The 16,320-nt window shown below is 72.2% G+C and carries 15 protein-coding genes and 1 pseudogene; 9 read left to right on the top strand and 7 right to left on the bottom strand.

All coding sequences use genetic code 11. The features are described from left to right. Positions 1 to 39 precede the first annotated feature (39 nt). Both ACWCPM_RS11385 and ACWCPM_RS11380 read right to left on the bottom strand, forming a co-directional pair. Entirely contained in the window at positions 40 to 1,191 is a 1,152-nt protein-coding gene (locus ACWCPM_RS11385) for an NAD(P)/FAD-dependent oxidoreductase (protein ID WP_450975904.1), read from the bottom strand. A gap of 95 nt (positions 1,192 to 1,286) precedes the next feature. Continuing rightward, the gene (locus ACWCPM_RS11380) at positions 1,287 to 2,366 is read right to left on the bottom strand and encodes an undecaprenyl-diphosphate phosphatase (RefSeq protein ID WP_450975903.1); all 1,080 of its coding nucleotides are present in this window, start codon (positions 2,364 to 2,366) and stop codon (positions 1,287 to 1,289) included. Positions 2,367 to 2,612: 246 nt separating this feature from the next. Here ACWCPM_RS11380 and ACWCPM_RS11375 point away from each other — a divergent pair, with 246 nt between their 5' ends. The 4 genes from ACWCPM_RS11375 to ACWCPM_RS11360 all read left to right on the top strand — a co-directional run bounded on the left by ACWCPM_RS11375 (position 2,613) and on the right by ACWCPM_RS11360 (position 6,484). After that, positions 2,613 to 3,776 carry a PP2C family protein-serine/threonine phosphatase gene (locus tag ACWCPM_RS11375; protein WP_450975902.1) on the top strand — a complete coding sequence of 388 codons (1,164 nt, stop codon included), beginning with the start codon at positions 2,613 to 2,615 and terminating at the stop codon, positions 3,774 to 3,776. A gap of 214 nt (positions 3,777 to 3,990) precedes the next feature. Beyond that, positions 3,991 to 5,136: an ABC transporter ATP-binding protein gene (locus ACWCPM_RS11370; RefSeq protein WP_450975972.1), complete on the top strand. Its 1,146-nt coding sequence runs from the start codon at positions 3,991 to 3,993 to the stop codon at positions 5,134 to 5,136. Continuing rightward, entirely contained in the window at positions 5,133 to 5,819 is a 687-nt protein-coding gene (locus ACWCPM_RS11365; RefSeq protein WP_450975901.1) for an ABC transporter permease, read from the top strand. Before ACWCPM_RS11370 ends, ACWCPM_RS11365 begins: the two co-directional genes overlap by 4 nt. Next, the gene (locus tag ACWCPM_RS11360; RefSeq protein ID WP_450975900.1) at positions 5,816 to 6,484 is read left to right on the top strand and encodes an ABC transporter permease; all 669 of its coding nucleotides are present in this window, start codon (positions 5,816 to 5,818) and stop codon (positions 6,482 to 6,484) included. The genes ACWCPM_RS11365 and ACWCPM_RS11360 overlap by 4 nt, the downstream gene beginning before the upstream one ends. A 7-nt stretch (positions 6,485 to 6,491) precedes the next feature. Here ACWCPM_RS11360 and ACWCPM_RS11355 read toward each other — a convergent pair whose 3' ends face one another. From ACWCPM_RS11355 to ACWCPM_RS11340, 4 genes are read right to left on the bottom strand one after another with little or no spacing between them, the layout of a single operon-like run. Next, a complete protein-coding gene (locus tag ACWCPM_RS11355) occupies positions 6,492 to 7,091 on the bottom strand; it encodes a GTP-binding protein (protein WP_450975899.1) in 600 nt (199 codons plus the stop codon). Beyond that, positions 7,078 to 7,497: a DUF742 domain-containing protein gene (locus ACWCPM_RS11350; protein WP_450975898.1), complete on the bottom strand. Its 420-nt coding sequence runs from the start codon at positions 7,495 to 7,497 to the stop codon at positions 7,078 to 7,080. The genes ACWCPM_RS11355 and ACWCPM_RS11350 overlap by 14 nt, the downstream gene beginning before the upstream one ends. Positions 7,498 to 7,534: 37 nt before the next feature. Continuing rightward, positions 7,535 to 8,011, bottom strand: coding sequence for a roadblock/LC7 domain-containing protein (locus ACWCPM_RS11345; protein WP_450975897.1), 477 nt, complete (start codon positions 8,009 to 8,011; stop codon positions 7,535 to 7,537). Next, positions 8,008 to 10,521, bottom strand: a complete 2,514-nt coding sequence (locus ACWCPM_RS11340) for an ATP-binding protein (protein ID WP_450975896.1) — start codon at positions 10,519 to 10,521, stop codon at positions 8,008 to 8,010. The genes ACWCPM_RS11345 and ACWCPM_RS11340 overlap by 4 nt, the downstream gene beginning before the upstream one ends. A 427-nt stretch (positions 10,522 to 10,948) precedes the next feature. On the opposite strand from ACWCPM_RS11340, the gene ACWCPM_RS11335 reads away from it, so the two are divergent. Both ACWCPM_RS11335 and ACWCPM_RS11330 read left to right on the top strand, forming a co-directional pair. After that, a complete protein-coding gene (locus ACWCPM_RS11335) occupies positions 10,949 to 11,908 on the top strand; it encodes an ABC transporter substrate-binding protein (protein WP_450975895.1) in 960 nt (319 codons plus the stop codon). A gap of 117 nt (positions 11,909 to 12,025) precedes the next feature. Then, positions 12,026 to 12,536, top strand: a pseudogene (locus tag ACWCPM_RS11330) (proprotein convertase P-domain-containing protein); the annotation flags it as partial. A 10-nt stretch (positions 12,537 to 12,546) separates the two neighbouring features. Here the strand turns inward: ACWCPM_RS11330 and ACWCPM_RS11325 are convergent. Then, a complete protein-coding gene (locus tag ACWCPM_RS11325) occupies positions 12,547 to 13,197 on the bottom strand; it encodes a ScbR family autoregulator-binding transcription factor (protein WP_450975894.1) in 651 nt (216 codons plus the stop codon). Positions 13,198 to 13,388: 191 nt separating this feature from the next. Here ACWCPM_RS11325 and ACWCPM_RS11320 point away from each other — a divergent pair, with 191 nt between their 5' ends. The 3 genes from ACWCPM_RS11320 to ACWCPM_RS11310 all read left to right on the top strand — a co-directional run bounded on the left by ACWCPM_RS11320 (position 13,389) and on the right by ACWCPM_RS11310 (position 16,237). Further along, complete coding sequence (locus ACWCPM_RS11320; RefSeq protein ID WP_450975893.1) at positions 13,389 to 14,291, top strand: ScbA/BarX family gamma-butyrolactone biosynthesis protein; 903 nt, start codon at positions 13,389 to 13,391, stop codon at positions 14,289 to 14,291. 68 nt (positions 14,292 to 14,359) lie between these two features. Next, positions 14,360 to 15,007: a ScbR family autoregulator-binding transcription factor gene (locus tag ACWCPM_RS11315; RefSeq protein WP_450975892.1), complete on the top strand. Its 648-nt coding sequence runs from the start codon at positions 14,360 to 14,362 to the stop codon at positions 15,005 to 15,007. A 24-nt stretch (positions 15,008 to 15,031) separates the two neighbouring features. Further along, complete coding sequence (locus tag ACWCPM_RS11310; RefSeq protein ID WP_450975891.1) at positions 15,032 to 16,237, top strand: damage-control phosphatase ARMT1 family protein; 1,206 nt, start codon at positions 15,032 to 15,034, stop codon at positions 16,235 to 16,237. The last annotated feature ends 83 nt before the right edge of the window (positions 16,238 to 16,320 follow it).

Below are 16,320 nucleotides of genomic sequence, written 5' to 3'. Positions count from 1 at the left end.
CCCCTCTCCGGCCTTCCGGGGCCTTTCCTCCGAAGGCACTCATGGGACCTCCTCCTCGAAGCGCTCCGGGCGGAAGGGTGCCAGGTCCAGCTCCGGGGTCCGTCCGGTGAGCACCTGGGCGAGCAGATGCCCGGTCCCCGTCGCCAGCCCGATGCCCGCGCCCTCGTGACCGCAGGCGTGCAGCAGCCCGGGAGCGCGCGGATCGGGGCCGACGGCGGGCAGGTGGTCCGGGAGGTACGGGCGGAAGCCGGCGTACGCCCGCACGGCCCGCACCCGCCCGAGGAACGGGAACAGCCGGACCGCCCCGGCCGCCAGTTCCCGTGCCACCGGCAGGGAGAAGGACCGGTCGAACCCGACCCGTTCGCGGCTCGCGCCGATCAGCACCGGTCCGGCCGCCGTGCCCTCGACGACCGGCGAGGTCTGCAGCGCCGCCGAGTCGCCGGCCACGTCGGCCACGTAGTCGGCGGCGTACACCTTGTGCCGCACCAGGCGGGGCAGCGGCTCGGTGACCAGGACGAACCCCCGGCGCGGGAGGACGGGCAGGCGGACCCCCGCCAGCGCGGCGACCTCGCCGCCCCAGGTCCCGGCGGCGTTGACGACGGCCGGCGCGTGGATGTCGCCCCGGTCGGTCCGCACCCCGCGCACGGCGCCGTCCGGGCGGCGCAGCACGCCGGTCACCGTCCGGCCGGTCTCCAGCCGCGCCCGGGAGGCCACCGCGAGATGCACGGCGGCGAGGGCGGGCATGACCTGGGCGTCCTGCGGATAGTGCATGCCGCCCGGGAGTCCCGGCGCCAGATGCGGCTCCAGCTCGCCGAGTTGCCGCTCGCCGACGGGGACGGCTTCGACACCGGCGGCGCGCTGGGCGGCCGCGAACGTCTCCAGGGCGGTGCGGCCCTCGGCCGTCGAGGCGACGACCACGCCGCCCTTGGGCTCGTACTCGATCGCCGTGCCGAACTCGTCGGCGAGCTCCGCCCACAACCGGGCGGACAGCAGCGCGAGCCCGAGCTCGGGGCCGGGCTCCTTGTCGGAGACGAGGACGTTGCCCTCCCCGGCCCCGGTGGTGCCGCCGGACAGCGGGCCCCGGTCGACGAGTGTCACCGTCAGCCCGGCCCGGGCCGCGTGGAAGGCGCAGGCGGCGCCCACCATGCCGGCCCCCACAACCACGACATCGCAGGTCAGCGACTTGGTCACATCAGTAATATGTCACATGGCACAGGGCCTCGGAATACCTCCGACCCGGATTTCGCGGGTTCCCGGGGGGCGGCCCGGCCCCGGGCCGGAACGTCTCAGCCGGCTGATTCGGCGGCGTGCGGGCTGATCACCCCGAAGGTCACCAGGGCGATGATCACCAGACCGAGCGCGATGCGGTAGAGCACGAACGGCATGAAGCTCCTGGTCTCGATGAACCTCATGAACCAGGCGATCACCGCGTACCCCACAGCGAACGCGATGAGGGTGGCCAGCGCCGTGGGTCCCCAGCTGACGTGGCCACCCTCGGTCGCGTGCCGCAGCTCGAACAGTCCCGAGGCGAGGACGGCCGGGATGGCGAGCAGGAAGCAGTAGCGGGCGGCGGCCGCGCGGGTATAGCCCATGAACAGGCCGCCGCTGGTGGTGGCGCCGGAGCGGGAGACGCCCGGGATCAGCGCCAGCGCCTGGCACAGGCCGTAGATCAGGCCGTCCCTGACGGTGAGGTCCTGAAGGGTCTTGCCGGAGCCGCGAGGGGCGCCGGGGGCGCCCGTGCCCGGGCGGGTGGCGGGTGCGGCGGGATTCCCGAGAGCCACGGTTGTGACGTCAGTGCCCGGAGCGGTGGGTGTGACGGGGGCGGTGGGTGCGGTGGGAGTGCTGAGGGCGACCGGGGTGCCGGCGCCGGTGAGGGGGATGCCGTGGCCGTCGGGGGTGCCGGGGACGGCGGCGGGTACGGCGTTCTCCTGTTGGGCTTCCTGTTCGGCGCGGGCGGCGAGGCGGTCGGCGACGCCGAGCACCACGCCCATGACGACGAGCATCGCCGCGGTGAGCCGGAGATCGCGGAACGGCCCCTCGATCTGGTCCTTGAACGTGACGCCGAGGACGCCGATCGGGACGGAGCCGATGATCAGCATCCAGCCCAGCCGGGCGTCCGGGTCCCGGCGCGACGCGCGGTCCGTCAGCGAGCGGCACCAGGCGGTGACGATGCGGGCGATGTCCGACCGGAAATAGATCAGTACCGCCGTCTCCGTGCCGATCTGTGTGATCGCCGTGAAGGCGGCGCCGGGGTCGTGCCAGCCGGAGAAGGCGGCCACCAGGCGCAGATGTGCGCTCGACGAGATCGGCAGGAACTCGGTCAGTCCCTGGACCAGACCGAGGATGATGGATTCGAACCAGCTCATGGAAGCGCAAGGGTATCCAAGGAGTGCGCGCGTGCCGGGGAAGCCGACGGTGGGCGCCCCCGGTCGTTCCGGGCGCTCCGGCCGCTTCGGACGGGCGGGCGGTCGTTCTGGGCGGCCGATGCGCGGTCGGTGTCGTTTTGCATCCCATTTAAGGTGTTCTGTGTGGCGCGATGGCTCGGATCCTTCCGAAAATCTCCGACTGCCGGCTCCGTCGGTCGCACGCACCTGCCCGCTCCGGGACCCGGCGTGTCGTCGCGCCTGACGACGCTGCGGGCGACCGTCGCCGGGATCGGGACGACGCTCGACGAGGAGACCACCTACGCCGAACTGACCAAGGTCGCGGCCGAGCACGGCGCGTGCACCGCGGCCGTCGTGCGGCGCCTCACGGAGGACGGCGAGGCGGCGTACGAGGCGGTCCAGGGCGACCGCACCCTGCTGCCCGAACTGCGGTGGCCCGCGGCGATGGCGCGCCGGACGGACGGCGGGACCGCGTGCGGAAGGAACGGCTCCGCACTGTGCGTGCCCCTCGTCACCGGCGACGACCGCTACGGCGTCCTGGTGTGCGTGCGGGGCGCGGGGCCGTTCGTCCCGTCGGAGGCGGACATGCTGGCGCTGCTCGCCGAGCGGGCCGCGTCCCACATCCGGCACGCCCGGGAGCACGACCGGATGAGCCGGATCGTCGGCGACCTCCAGCGCGCGCTCCTCGCCGAACCAGGCCGCCCGCACCCGAACCTGGACGTCGCCATCCGCTATCTGCCGGTGGGGCAGCGCGCCCTGGTCGGCGGCGACTGGTGCGAGACCGTCCGGCTGCACTTCGGGCGCACCCTGCTCGTGGTCGGTGACGTGATGGGCCACGGCATCGAAGCGGCCGTCGACATGACCGCCTACCGCTCCGCCCTGCGCTACATCGCCTCGGCCGACCTCCCGCCGCACCGCGTACTGCGCCAGCTCGACGACCTCGCCTCCAACGAGGCCGAGCGCCGGCCCGCCACCTGCCTGATCGCCCGCGTCGATCCCGTGCGCGGCCAGATCACCCTGGCCAGTGCCGGCCATCTGCCGCCCGCCGTGATCGACGGCAGCGGCGGCACCTCGCTGCTGCCGGTGCCCGTCGGACCGCCGCTCGGCACCGGACTGGGCGGCTACGAGCCGGCGACCTACCGGCTGGACGGCACGGAGACCCTGCTGCTGTTCACCGACGGCCTCGTCGAGCACCGGGGCGAGGACATCGACGAGTCCCTGAACCGGCTGGCCAGGCTGCGCTTCGACGCCTCGGAAGGCGTGGAGGCGGTCCTCGACACCGTCATCGCCGAACTCGACGCCCGCCACGCGGAGGACGACGTGGCCGTCCTCGCGTCCCGTCTGCGGCACCGGCCGCAGCCCGACGTGGAGGGCGTGGCTTTCGCCACCTGAGCGCGCTTCACCGCGCGCGCCGCCCTCCCGCGGAGGGCCGTCCGCTCACGGAACGAGGACGCCGGGGCCGGCCGGTCGCGGGGCCGAGGGCTGACAAGGAGCGGACATGGGTCGCCGGATTCTCGCAACACCACGGGTCTAGACTCTCCCGGCAATGGCCCGCCACCAGGCGCGAGCGGGCGGCGACGGCCACACCCGAAGGGCGTTCGGCGTTTTGATACGGATAGATTCAGTCACCAAGCGGTATCCCGACGGCACGGTGGCGGTCGACCGGCTGTCACTTGAGATACCCGACCGTTCGATCACCGTCCTCGTCGGACCCTCGGGGTGTGGCAAGACGACCACGCTGCGGATGATCAACCGGATGGTCGAGCCCAGCGAGGGCAGGATCCTGCTCGACGGCACCGACATCACCCAGCAGCCGGTCAACACGCTGCGCCGCTCCATGGGTTACGTCATCCAGAACGCCGGCCTCTTCCAGCACCGCACGATCGTCGACAACATCGCCACCGTGCCCCGCATGCTCGGCTGGGGCAAGGACAAGGCCCGTGCCCGCGCCCGGGAGTTGATGGAGCGCGTCGGCCTCGACGCCGCCCTCGCCCGCCGCTACCCCTACCAGCTCTCCGGCGGACAGCAGCAGCGCGTCGGAGTGGCCCGGGCGCTCGCCGCCGATCCGCCGGTGCTGCTGATGGACGAGCCGTTCTCAGCCGTCGACCCGGTCGTCCGCAAGGTCCTCCAGGACGAACTCCTGCGCATCCAGGACGAGCTGGGCAAGACCATCGTCTTCGTCACCCACGACATCGACGAGGCCGTCAAGCTCGGCAGCATGGTCGCCGTGATGCGCACCGGCGGCCGGCTCGCCCAGTTCGCCCCGCCCGCCGAACTGCTGTCCCACCCCGCCGACGAGTTCGTCGAGGACTTCCTCGGCGCCGACCGGGGCATCCGGCGGTTGTCCTTCTTCCCGTCCGCCGGACTGGAGCTGCTCACCACGCCGATCGTCGCCCTCGACGCCACCGCCGAGCAGCTCGCCGCCCGCTCGGCCGACGTCCCCTGTCTCCTCGTCACCGACCTGGACGGCAGGCCGCTCGGCTGGAGCGCGCCGGGCGACCTGACCGCGGGGCGGATCGAGCGGGACGGACTGCTGTCCCACGGGCGGCCGTTCGTCGCCGGGCGGGACTCGCTGCGGGCCGCGCTCGACTGCGCCGTCCTGTCGCCCACCGGCTGGGCCGTCGCCGTGGACGGCGAGGGCCGGGTGGCCGGGGTCGTCTCCCAGCAGACCATCGCCGAGGCGATCCGCGGGGCGCACGCCGCGACACCGGCCGAGGACGCCCCGGCCGGCCCCGCGAAGGCCGCCCGATGAACGCCTTCTTCGACATGCCCAGCGACCTCCAGCACACCTACTGGGGCCTGGTCGCGCTGCATCTGCGCCTGGCACTGGTCCCGGTGCTGGCCGGACTGCTCGTGGCGCTGCCCGTCGCGCAACTGTGCGTGCGGCTGCGCTGGTTGCACCCGCCCGTGCTGTGGGTGACGACCGTGCTGTACGCGATCCCGTCGCTCGCCTTCTTCGTCGTCCTCATCGACTACACCGGCCTCAGCGAGACCACGGTGATGATCCCGCTCGCCGTCTACAGCCTGGTGGTGTTCGTCCCGGCGATCGTGGACGGCGTGCGCTCGGTGCCGCGCGAGACCATCGACGCCGCCACCGCCATGGGCTTCGGCCCCGTACGCCGCTACGTCCAGGTGCAGTTGCCGATCGCCGCGCCCGCGATCATCGCCGGGCTGCGGGTGGCCTCGGTCTCCAGCATCTCCCTGGTCAGCGTCGGCATGCTGATCGGCAACCAGGGAGCCCTCGGCAACCTGCTCAACAGCGGCATGATCTACCACCAGCCGCGCCTGATCTGGCTGTCCGTGATCGGCACGGCCGTCCTCGCCGTCCTCGTCGACGCCGCGCTGATCGGCCTGCGCATCATGGTCACGCCCTGGATGCCGCGCGACACCCGCAGGACCCCGCGCACGAACGCCCTGAAGGACGCCGCCCGGTGAACGTACTGAACTTCATCAACGCCTTCTTCAGCGACAGCGCCCACTGGCGGGGCTACGACGGCATTCCCACACGGCTGCTGGAGCATGTCCAGTACTCGCTGCTGGCGCTCGGCATCGCCGCCGCCGTCGGGCTGCCGGTCGGCCTGCTGACCGGCCACACCGGGCGCGGCGGCAACACGCTCGCCCTGATCGCCACCGCGGGCCGCGCCCTGCCCAGCTTCGGTCTGATGGTGCTGATGTTCGTGCTGTTCGGGCTGGGTCCGGCACCCGTGATGATCCCGCTGGTCGTGCTGGCGATCCCGCCGATCCTCGTCACCACCTACGAGGCGATGCGCTCCGTCGACCCCGCCCCCGTGGACGCCGCGCGGGGCATGGGCATGGGCGAGGCCGGCGTCCTGTTCCGGGTCGAGGTCCCGGTCGCGCTGCCGCTGATCCTCAGCGGTCTGCGCCTGGCCGCCATCCAGATCGTCTCGACGGCCACCATCGCCGCGTACGTCAGCTTCGGCGGCCTCGGCCGCTACATCGTCGACGGGCTCTACCAGCGCGACTACGAGAAGGTCGTCGGCGGCGCCACCCTGGTCGCCGTGCTCGCGCTGGCCACGCTCGGCGTGTTCTGGGCGGTCGGCCGCGTCGTGGTGTCGCGCGGGGTCCGCCGCAGCGGCTGATCCCGCCTCACCCCTCGGTGCGGGCCAGCGCCAGCTCCAGCACGACGAGCAGCGCGTCCCGCACCGAGCCGCGCTCCCGGGCGTCGAACACGACCACCGGGACATGTTCGGCGACGTCGAGCGCCCAGCGGACCTCCTCCAGCGTGTGCTCGACCCGCCCGTCGAAGGCGTTGACCGCCACCGCGAACGGGATCTGCCGGTGCTCGAAGTAGTCGACGGCCGCGTAGCAGTCGTCCAGCCGGCGGGTGTCGACGATGACCAGCGCGCCGATCGCGCCCTCGACGATGTCGTCCCACATGAAGCCGAACCGGTCCTGCCCCGGCGTACCGAAGAGGTACAGCTTCAGCGTCGGGTCGATCGTGATGCAGCCGAAGTCCATCGCGACGGTGGTGGTCGTCTTGCGCGGGGTGTGCGACAGGTCGTCCACCCCGGCCGCGACCTCCGTGATGGCGGCCTCGGTGGTCAGCGGCTCGATCTCCGAGATGGCACCGACCGTGGTGGTCTTGCCCACGCCGAAGCCGCCCGCGATCACCAGCTTCACCGGCAGCGGCGGCCGTACGGCACTCGGCGCGGCCGGGCCGGCGGCGAGTGGTTCAGTCGGTGTCACGGAGTACCCCCCGGGAGTCGGGGATGGCGCGGAGGCCATCGATAACCCTGCGCAGGACGGACGCGTCATGGGTGACGGCGGCGTTCGGCACGTGCACCGCCAGCTGCCCGGCGGTGCGCAGGTCCTCGGCGAGGACCCGGACGACGTTGAGGTGCAGCCGCAGCAACGCGGCGATCTCCGCGATGGACTGGGGCTGCCTGCAGGCGGCGACGATGTCGTGCCGCTCGAAGGAGAGCAGGTCGAGCGCGTCGAGCCCCTCGGCGGTGGCCACCACCTGGGTCTCGACCGGAACGGTCCGGGCGGACGCGGCCTCACCCGCGCCCGCCACCCGGCCGGCGGTGACGAGGAACGGCCGTACGGCGGGGACGGGGCCGGCCGGGTCCGGAGGCGTCAGGTCGTCCGCCATGGGGGTCTCTTCCTCCTCGACCGGGCGGTGACGGGTCTCAGCCCGTCGAACCGGCGCCGACGCTGTTCTTCAGTTCGAGCACGAGCTGCGGGCTGAGCGCGGCGCCCGCCCGGTTCGCGAACAGCGTCATCTCGTAGGCGATGTTGCCCAGTTTGGCCTCCTTGTCGGCGACCACGCCGAGCACCGCGCCGCTGCCGATCGCGGAGACCAGGACGTGACCGCCCTCCAGGTCGATGATGACCTTGTTGAGGGCGCCGAGGCCGTAGTTGCCGGAGGCGCCGGCGGCCAGGCTGGTGAGGCCGGAGACGATCGCCGCGAGCCGCTCGGAGTGCGCACGCTCGCGCAGTTGGGCCACGGCGATCAGCAGTCCGTCGGAGGAGACCGCGATGGCGTCCACGACACCCGCCGTCTCTGTAGCGAAACGGTTCAGCAGCCAGGTGAAGTCGGCTGCGGCGGCCCGCAGTTCCTCCGGCGTGGCGCCTCCTGTCGGAGTACCACCTGTCGACGTGCTCACTGCTCCGCTCCTTCCGGAAGATGCCTGATGTCTTGCGAGTCGCTGTCGTGCGTGCCGCGCGGGGCACCCGCGCCGTCCTGACCGCCTGCCGTGTCCTCGTCGCGCCGGACGTCGTGCCGGGCGCGCTCCACGGCCGCCTCGAACTCCTCCAGGGCGTCGCGCACGGCCTCTGCGTCGGCGGACGCGGCGGCCCGCGGCGCGGCCGGGCGGCCGGCCTCGGCGGCGGTGGTCCGCAACGTCGCGCCCCGGACACGGCGGCGCAGCGGCCGGGCACCGTCCGTGGGGGCCTCGGAACGGGCCCGGGGGATGAGCGGGGAGCCGTCCTCGGCGCCGGGGTCACGCCGGGGGACCCGGCGGGGGAGCGGGGTGGAGTCGTCGGCGGGCGAGGCCGGTTCGGCGGCGGAGGGGCGCGGTCCGGCCCCGGCGGGCCCGTCCGGCGTGGCAGCCGCCTCGCCGTCCGTGACCGGACCGGTGCCGTGATCCGCCGTGACGCCGGAGGCGATCGCGCTCATCGCCAGCAGCAGCGTGGAGGGGATGCCGATCTCGGCCGTCACACCGCCGCCGGGCGTGCGGGACAGGGTCACGCCGATCTCCCAGCGGCGGGCCAGGCTGCCCACCACGAACAGGCCCAGCACCTTCGTCGGGACCAGGTCGAGGCGTTCGCGGCGGATCAGGCGGCCGTTCTCCTCGTCCAGCCGCTCGGCGCTCATCCCGAGGCCGTGGTCGGCGACGGTGATGGCCGCCCCCGCGTCGACGGTCCGGACGGTCACCTCGACGGGACTGCCCGCGGGCGAGAACGACACGGCGTTCTCCAGTAGTTCGGCGACCATCAGCGTGAGGTCGCCGACGATGTCCGGCTCGACCATGATCTCGGTGCCGGCGTGCAGTTCGACGCGCTGGTAGCCCTCGATCTGGCCGAGCGCGGCCCGTACGACGTTGGTGAGCGCGGTCGGGCCGCCGGCCAGGGCGGTCTCGCGGATGCCGGCGAGCAGCATCAGGCTGTCGGCGTTGCGGCGCAGCCGGACCGCGATGTGGTCGATGCTGTAGAGGCGTTCGAGCAGCGCGGGGTCGGTCTCGCCGCGCTCCACGGCGTCGATGAGGGCGAGCTGCCGCGTGGTGAGGTTGCTGACCCTGCGGCCGACGTTGCCGAACATCTCGGCGACGTTGCGGCGGCTGAGCACCTGCCGCTCCAGCAGCGCCGCCGCGGTGGTCTGCACCTGGTTGAAGGCGTCGGCGAGGTCGCCGATCTCGTCCTGGGCGGTGACGGGGATCTCCCGCAGCCGCGGCGGGGCGTCGTCCTCGGCGTCGTCGTCGGCCACGCGCGCGAGTTCGCGGCCCGCCACGTCGGCGACCTGCCGGGCCGCGCCGGTGAGCGCCTGCACCGGCCGGACCACGGAACGGCGTACCGCCACCGAGAAGGCACCCCACAGCAGGAAGCCGGACAGGGCGAGGCCGAGCAGCCAGGCGGCGTTCCGCCAGGCGTCGTCGGAGGCCCTGTCGGCCCGGTCGGCGATCTGGTCGATGAGCCTGCCGGTGATCGCCAGCCGCTTCTCGGACTGCTGACGGTAGGTGGGGTAGGTGGACAGGGCGAGCGTGAACTTGGCCCGGGTCACGCTCGGCGTCGCGGCCTGCAGCGCGCTCGGGTCGATCTGGAGCTCGGCGTACTGCCGCAGGACGATCGCCTGGGCGGGGTTGTGCTCGATGCCGCGCAGCTCGGCCGCCTGCTCCTCGGTGGCGAACCGTCCGAACCGCTCGGCCTGGTGCTGGTACAGCTCGTAGGCGCCGACGGCGCTGACGAACTCGATGAGCGCGTTGGAGTCCCCGGTGGTGGCCGAGAAGACACTGGTCTCGAAGGAGCTGTGGGCGGCGTCGGCGCGCAGCAGGGAATCCAGCAGGTTGCCGGTGAAGGTGGCCGCGAGGGCGGGGTTGTGGTCCAGGCCGAGGCCGTCGATCAGGCCCTTGGCCGCGTTGTGGTAGGCCGGGTCGATGTTGTCGGCGGGCAGATAGCCCTCCTCGATGGTGCCGCGCAGGCTCCCGAGCCCGTCGACCTCCCGCAGCGCCTGCCACTCGGTCTCCGGCAGCCGGTCGCCGAACGTGGCGCGCACCTTCTCGACCTGGGCGTCGGTCTCCCGCTGCGCGGCACGGTAGGCGGTCAGCGAGGGCTTGACGCTGCTGTCGCCGGCCTCGTAGCGCACGGACAGCAGGATGGCCTGCTGGTGCTCGGTCTCCACCCGGTCGACGAGCTCGGCGACCTGCGCGCTGTCCCGGACCAGGGCGGCGGCGTCCGCCGCGCTGCGGGCCAGCGTCGCCTGGCCGGAGATGACGTAGGTGAGCAGTACCGCGACTCCGGTCAGCGGCACGCCGACCAGGATGTTGAGCTTCTTGCGGAACGGCAGGCGGTCGGCGAGGCCCCGCATGCCACCTCGGGTCGGCGCCGGCCGTGGGGGCTCCCCCTGTCCCGGCGAGGCCGAGAGCCCGGGGGAGGGCGCGCCCACCTCGTTCGTGGACACCGGGCCTCCTTCGTGGGTGTCTCACCGCGCGGAGAAGCTACGCGGGTGTCCGTTCGCCTAGGGATTCCGATCGACTTTCGTCCGGTTCGCAATGCCACCGGCGTGGCTTTTGTCACCACTGTGATCGGAGAGTAACTCCGGTGAGACTATCGCCTCTCGGGATGCCGGAACGCGCGACTCCAAGTCAAGAATCAGTTACGACATGCTCGTCGGCGACCGGAACTCGTACGCATCTCCTTCACAATCCGCCCCGCAAATGGTCACCCATTGACGCCAATTGGTGACCTGAATTCTCTTGACCACGCTGGAACCGGCTGGATTGGATCAGAACGTGCTGTGTGCGTGCCGCGTCCGCGGTGGGCCCGAAGTGCCCGCAGGTCACGTCGCCGCCATGCCCCGCCACATCCCCAATCCCGGAACGGGAATCGTGACTTCAACCGTGAAGAGCACCTGGTCCACCAAGAGACACCGCGGCGCTGCCGCCGTCGCCGTCGCCCTCGCGGCGGCGCTGGTCGCCGGTTGTGGCGCGTCCTCCGACGACACGTCCGACCCGCTCTCGGAGGGCACGTCCGACGGCAAGACCGTCGTCGTCGGCTCCAACAACTTCGCCGAGAGCATCCTCCTCGCCGACATCTACGGCGAGGCCCTGAAGGCCAAGGGCATAGAGGTGGAGTACAAGCCCAACATCGGCAGCCGCGAGACCACCTACGGCCTGCTGAAGAACGGCTCCATCACCGTGCTGCCCGAGTACAACGGCTCACTGCTGGCCTACCTCGACCCCGAGGCCGAGCAGAAGTCGGCCGAGGCGGTGAACGCCGAGGTCAAGGCCAAGCTGGACGCCAAACTGACGCTGCTGGACTCGTCCCCGGCCGAGGACAAGGACTCGGTGTCCATCAACGCCGAGACGGCCGCGAAGTACAAGCTCAGCGCCCAGTCCACGCTGGCCGACCTCAAGGACGTCGCGCCGGAGCTGGTCATCGGCGGCTCGCCGGAGTTCCAGACCCGGCACCAGGGGCTGGTCGGGCTGGACAAGGAGTACGGCCTGAAGTTCAAGTCCTTCAAGGCCCTGGACGCCGGTGGCCCGCTGACCCAGGCGGCGCTGACGAAGAACGCCGTGCAGGCCGCGGACATCTTCACCACCGACCCGACCATCCTCAAGGAGAAGTTCGTCGTCCTCCAGGACCCGAAGAACCTCTTCGGCTTCGCGAACGTGACCCCGCTGGTGCACGAGAGCGGCCTCTCGACGGAGGGCGTCGACGCCCTCAACGCGGTCTCCGCCAAGCTCGACACCAAGACGCTGCTCGACCTGGACGCCCAGGTGCAGCTGGAGAACAAGGACCCGCTGGACGTGGCCAAGGCCTGGCTGGAGTCGGTCGGCCTGAGCTGACCCGTCCCGCCGCACCCGGCACCACCGCGGTTGTCGACGTGCCCCGCACCGCCCTGGAGCGTGCGGGGCACGCCTGTTCTCCGGGCCGCCCCGTGGAGGCGGATCTCCCCGTGCGCCGAGTCGGCGATCAAGGTCAACTCCCTTGCACTGCCCGGCGGCTGCGGCGCCGGTCCCGCGGACGCCGCGAACACGGTCCGGACCGTGGCCGCCGGCACGCCCACCGGTACGACCCTCTCCAGCAGCACGGCCGTCGCCGTCCCGGACGCCGGGGCCGCCGTCGAGTCCCCGGTCACGGTCAGCGGCCGCACCGGCAGCGCGCCCTCCGCCCTCCAGGTCGCGGTGGACATCACCCACACCTGCCGGGGCGACCTGCTCGGGAATGTCTTCCGACGGGCGGTTGGACGACATCACCCACACCTGCCGGGGCGACCAGGTCGTCGACCTGATCGCCCCGGACGGTTCGACGTACCGTCTGAAGGCCGCCGACGGCTCGGACTCCGCGGACGACGTCCGGACCACCCGCACGGTGAACGCCTCCGCGGAGCCGGCCGACGGTACGTGGAAGCTGCGCGTCCAGGACACGGCCGCCCAGGACACCGGCCGCCTGAACGGCTGGAGCCTGACCTTCCGAGGCGGCGTCACGACGCGACGCGGGCCTCCAGCGACGCCAGTACCCGGGCTCCCCGGTCGGCGCGGCTGTCGAGGCCCAGCAGCAGCCCGGGCACTGCGATGCTCGGCAGCATGTGGGACCACAGCACCGACAGCCGGCGCCCGAGGTCGTCCCGTCCCGCCAGCGCCCGCGACATCAGCTGTATGCCGGTGAACGAGCCGATCAGCAGCTCCACCGTGTCCCGGGGATCCACCGTCGGCAGCAACTCCCCGCGTGCCTTCGCCTGTTCGAGCAGCGGCGTCAGATGCTCGGCCCACTGGCGGAACGGCCCGGTGTGATCCACCCCCGGCGGCGCGCACTGGTCCACCGCCAGCCGCACGCTGCCCCGGAGCAGGGCGTTGCTCAGCAGCCGCTGGCCGACCACGAACGTGATGTCGACGACCTCCTGGAGTTTGCACGCCTGGGGCGGAATCGCCCCGAAGGGCACCTGCTCGTCGAGGACCGCCTGGGCGAGGGACTCCTTGGAGGGGAAGTGGAAGTACAGCGCCCCTTTGGTGACTTCCGCTCGTTCCAGCACCATGGCGATGGTGGTGGAGGTGTAACCGTGTTCGTCGAAGACCGCACCGGCGGCTTCCAGGATCGCCGTGCGTGTCCTGATGGCGCGTTCCTGTTTCGCCATGAGTGACCCTCTCCGACGCCCAGTTGGCCGGTTCATACCGCTGGCGCCACGATCGTGCCGGAACTTCCCTGATCATAGGGTGCAACGGAGTGATCGCATTGAAAACAAACCGGTCACCTCGTAATCTGACCCCCACCCACGGCGGACCCCCCACCGTCCGTGGAACCCTTCGGGGGGCCGTAGGGAGAAACATGCCACAAGCGCGGCATCTTGCCGAAGCCCCGACCCTGACGGCCACCGTGCCGCGCCAGTTGGTCCATCGCGCCGCCGTCGCCGAGACCTTTCTGACCGGCTGGAACAGGACCGGGGCCGACCGCTTCTCCGTCGCGGCCCAGTGGCCACGAGCCCACGGGTTGCACGTGTCGCCCGACCGCTCCGCCTACGAACCGCTGCTCGTCGTGGAAACCGTCCGCCAGAGCGGCACCCTCCTCGCGCACACCGAGTACGACGTCCCCCTGGGCCATCACTTCGTGCTCCAGGAGTTCGACGTGGAGACCTTTCCCGCACACCTGGCCGTCGGCCCGGTTCCCGCGGAACCGTCCGTCGACGTCCACTTCGCCGAGGTGCGCCGACGCGCGGGCCGGCCGGCCGGCGCCCGCTACACCGCAGAAGTCCTGCTGGACGGCGCCCGCGTGGCGACCGCCAGGGTCGCCTTCACCTGCGTCTCCGCGTCCGTCTACGACCGGCTCCGCGGCGGCCGCACCCCGGCGGGCGTGGCCGCGCCACCCCCGCCGCCCGGACTGCCGCCCCGGTCGGTCGGCCGCGCGCTGGCGGACGACGTCGTCCTGGCGCCGTCCGACCGTGAAGGCCGCTGGCGCCTCAGGATCGATACCGCGCATCCCGTTTTCTTCGACCATCCCCTCGATCACGCCCCCGGCATGCTCCTGCTGGAGTCCGCCCGTCAGGCGGCCCGGGTCCGGACGTCCGGAGAGGGGGTCCCCGCCTCCTTCCGTTCCCGCTTCCACCGCTACGCCGAACTGGACGAACCCGTATGGGTGGACGTGTTCGACGAGGGTGCCCCGGACCTCCGGATCGTCGCCACACAGGGGGAGTTGACGGTGTTCGAGTGCCGGGTCGGCATGGCCGGGGAGTGAGATATCGTGTGCGGGGGGTTAAGAAACAAACGGCATAACCCGTTTTGATTCCCAGGAGAGTCGAGCCGATGGCGAGGCAGTTACGAGCCGAGCAGACCCGCGCCACGATCATCAGGGCCGCCGCCGACCTGTTCGACCGTCACGGCTACGAGTCGACCAGCCTCAGCGACATCGTGGAACACGCCCAAGTCACCAAGGGCGCGCTGTACTTCCACTTCGCCGCCAAGGAGGATCTGGCGCACGCCATCATGGAGATCCAGTCGCACCACTCGCGACAGCTGGCCCGTGAGGCGGACGACCGGGGGTGCTCGTCGCTCGAAGGTCTGATCCGCATCACCTTCGGCCTGGTGCGGCTCACCGTGGAGGGACCGGTCGCCCGCGCCGGACTCCGGCTCGCCACCGCCGGGGTCGGGGTGCGGCCACCCCTGCCGCATCCCTTCACCGAGTGGTTCGACATCGTCTCCAGAAGGCTCGTCGGAGCCGTCAAGGAGTGCGACATCCACGCGGACGTCGACGTCGACGTCGTCGCCCACTCCCTCCTCAGCTTCTTCGTCGGGATACGCGTGACGGGCCGCACGCTCGAACCCGTCCTGCGGCTGCCCCGACGACTGACCGAGATGTGGTACGTCCTCATCCGCGGCCTGGTGCCCGTGACCAGACGTCCGCGCTATCTGGGTCTCGCCACGCAGCTGGAACGGGAGATCAGAGCCGTCTGAGCGGCGCGGGGTACGGTGAGCCGCATGCCCGACACCGCGCCCGCGCCCGTGCTCCTCGGCAACGAGACCGGTTCCTTCCCGCACAGCGTGCTGGCCGAGCGCCACCCCGCGATCATCCGGCAGGTCCGCGATTCCCTGCCGTACGGACCCGAACGCCGGCGCGCGCTCGACACCCTGCTCACCGACTGCACCGACGGTGTGATCGAACCGCTCCCGGCGGACGCGCCCGACGGGGACCTGTGGTCCGGGTGGGGACTCGGCGCCTACGCGGGGCGGTCCTGGTTCGACGTGCCCTGGCTGTGGTCGGAGAGCTACTTCTACCGCGCGCTCCTCGAAGCCGTCGGCTACTTCGCCCCCGGACCCGACCAGGGCATCGACCCCTTCCGCCCCGTCAAGCTCGCCGAGCTCGACGCCCCCGCGACCGACGAGGAACTCGCCGCGCTCGACGCGCTGGAGTCCCGCCCCGCCGCCGAGCGCGCCCAGGCCCTGCTGCGGGGCTCGCTCTGGGGCAACCGCGCCGACCTCGGCTTCCGGCTGTCCGCCGGCGGCGACACCCCGCAGGCCGCGCCCGGCCTGGTCGCCGACGACAGCGAGACCCTGTGGTCCCTGCTGCCGCCCTCCGGTCAGGGCACCCTCTGCCTGGTCGCCGACAACGCCGGCCGGGAACTCGTCCCCGATCTGCTCCTCATCGCCCACCTCCTCGCCGAGGGACGCGTCGAGGGTGCCGTCCTGCACGTCAAGCCGCACCCGTACTACGTCTCCGACGCCACCCCGGCCGACGTCCTGGACGCACTGCGCCGGCTGACGTCCGCGCCGGGCGCGGCCCGCGCGTACGGGCGGCTGCTGTGGACGGCGATGACCGACGGCCGTCTGACCGTACGGACCCACCCCTTCTCCTGCGGACCGCTGCCGTACGCCGAGATGCCCGGCGACCTGCGCGCCGAGTTCGCCGAGGCGACGGTGACCGTCGTGAAGGGCGACCTCAACTACCGTCGCCTCGTCGGCGACCGCCGCTGGCCCCCGACCACCCCGTTCGCCGACCTCACCGACCACTTCCCCGGACCGGTCGCCGCCCTGCGCACCCTCAAGTCCGACGTGATCTGCGGTCTCGACGCCGGGACCGAGGCCGCGCTGGTCGCGGCCGAGGGGCAGCGCTGGCGGACCGGCGGCACGCATGCGCTGATCCAGGTGAACGCGGCTCCGGGCACGGGCCGAAGCGGAGGAGCTTGACGCCGTCGGCAGACCGTCCGGGTCCGGTACGCGGGGAGACGCCCACCACCGCGCGCAGCCGGTGCCGGGCGACGCCGAGCCGG

The organism is Streptomyces sp. NPDC002309 (assembly GCF_053593375.1).
This window is presented reverse-complemented; position numbering and strand designations above follow the sequence as displayed.

Coding starts and splice junctions, on each gene's coding strand:
- ACWCPM_RS11310 (WP_450975891.1), top strand. CDS start 15,032: ATGCCCGACACCGCGCCCGCGCCCGTGCTCCTCGGCAACGAGACCGGT.
- ACWCPM_RS11315 (WP_450975892.1), top strand. CDS start 14,360: ATGGCGAGGCAGTTACGAGCCGAGCAGACCCGCGCCACGATCATCAGG.
- ACWCPM_RS11380 (WP_450975903.1), bottom strand. CDS start 2,366: ATGAGCTGGTTCGAATCCATCATCCTCGGTCTGGTCCAGGGACTGACC.
- ACWCPM_RS11320 (WP_450975893.1), top strand. CDS start 13,389: ATGCCACAAGCGCGGCATCTTGCCGAAGCCCCGACCCTGACGGCCACC.
- ACWCPM_RS11350 (WP_450975898.1), bottom strand. CDS start 7,497: ATGGCGGACGACCTGACGCCTCCGGACCCGGCCGGCCCCGTCCCCGCC.
- ACWCPM_RS11365 (WP_450975901.1), top strand. CDS start 5,133: ATGAACGCCTTCTTCGACATGCCCAGCGACCTCCAGCACACCTACTGG.
- ACWCPM_RS11325 (WP_450975894.1), bottom strand. CDS start 13,197: ATGGCGAAACAGGAACGCGCCATCAGGACACGCACGGCGATCCTGGAA.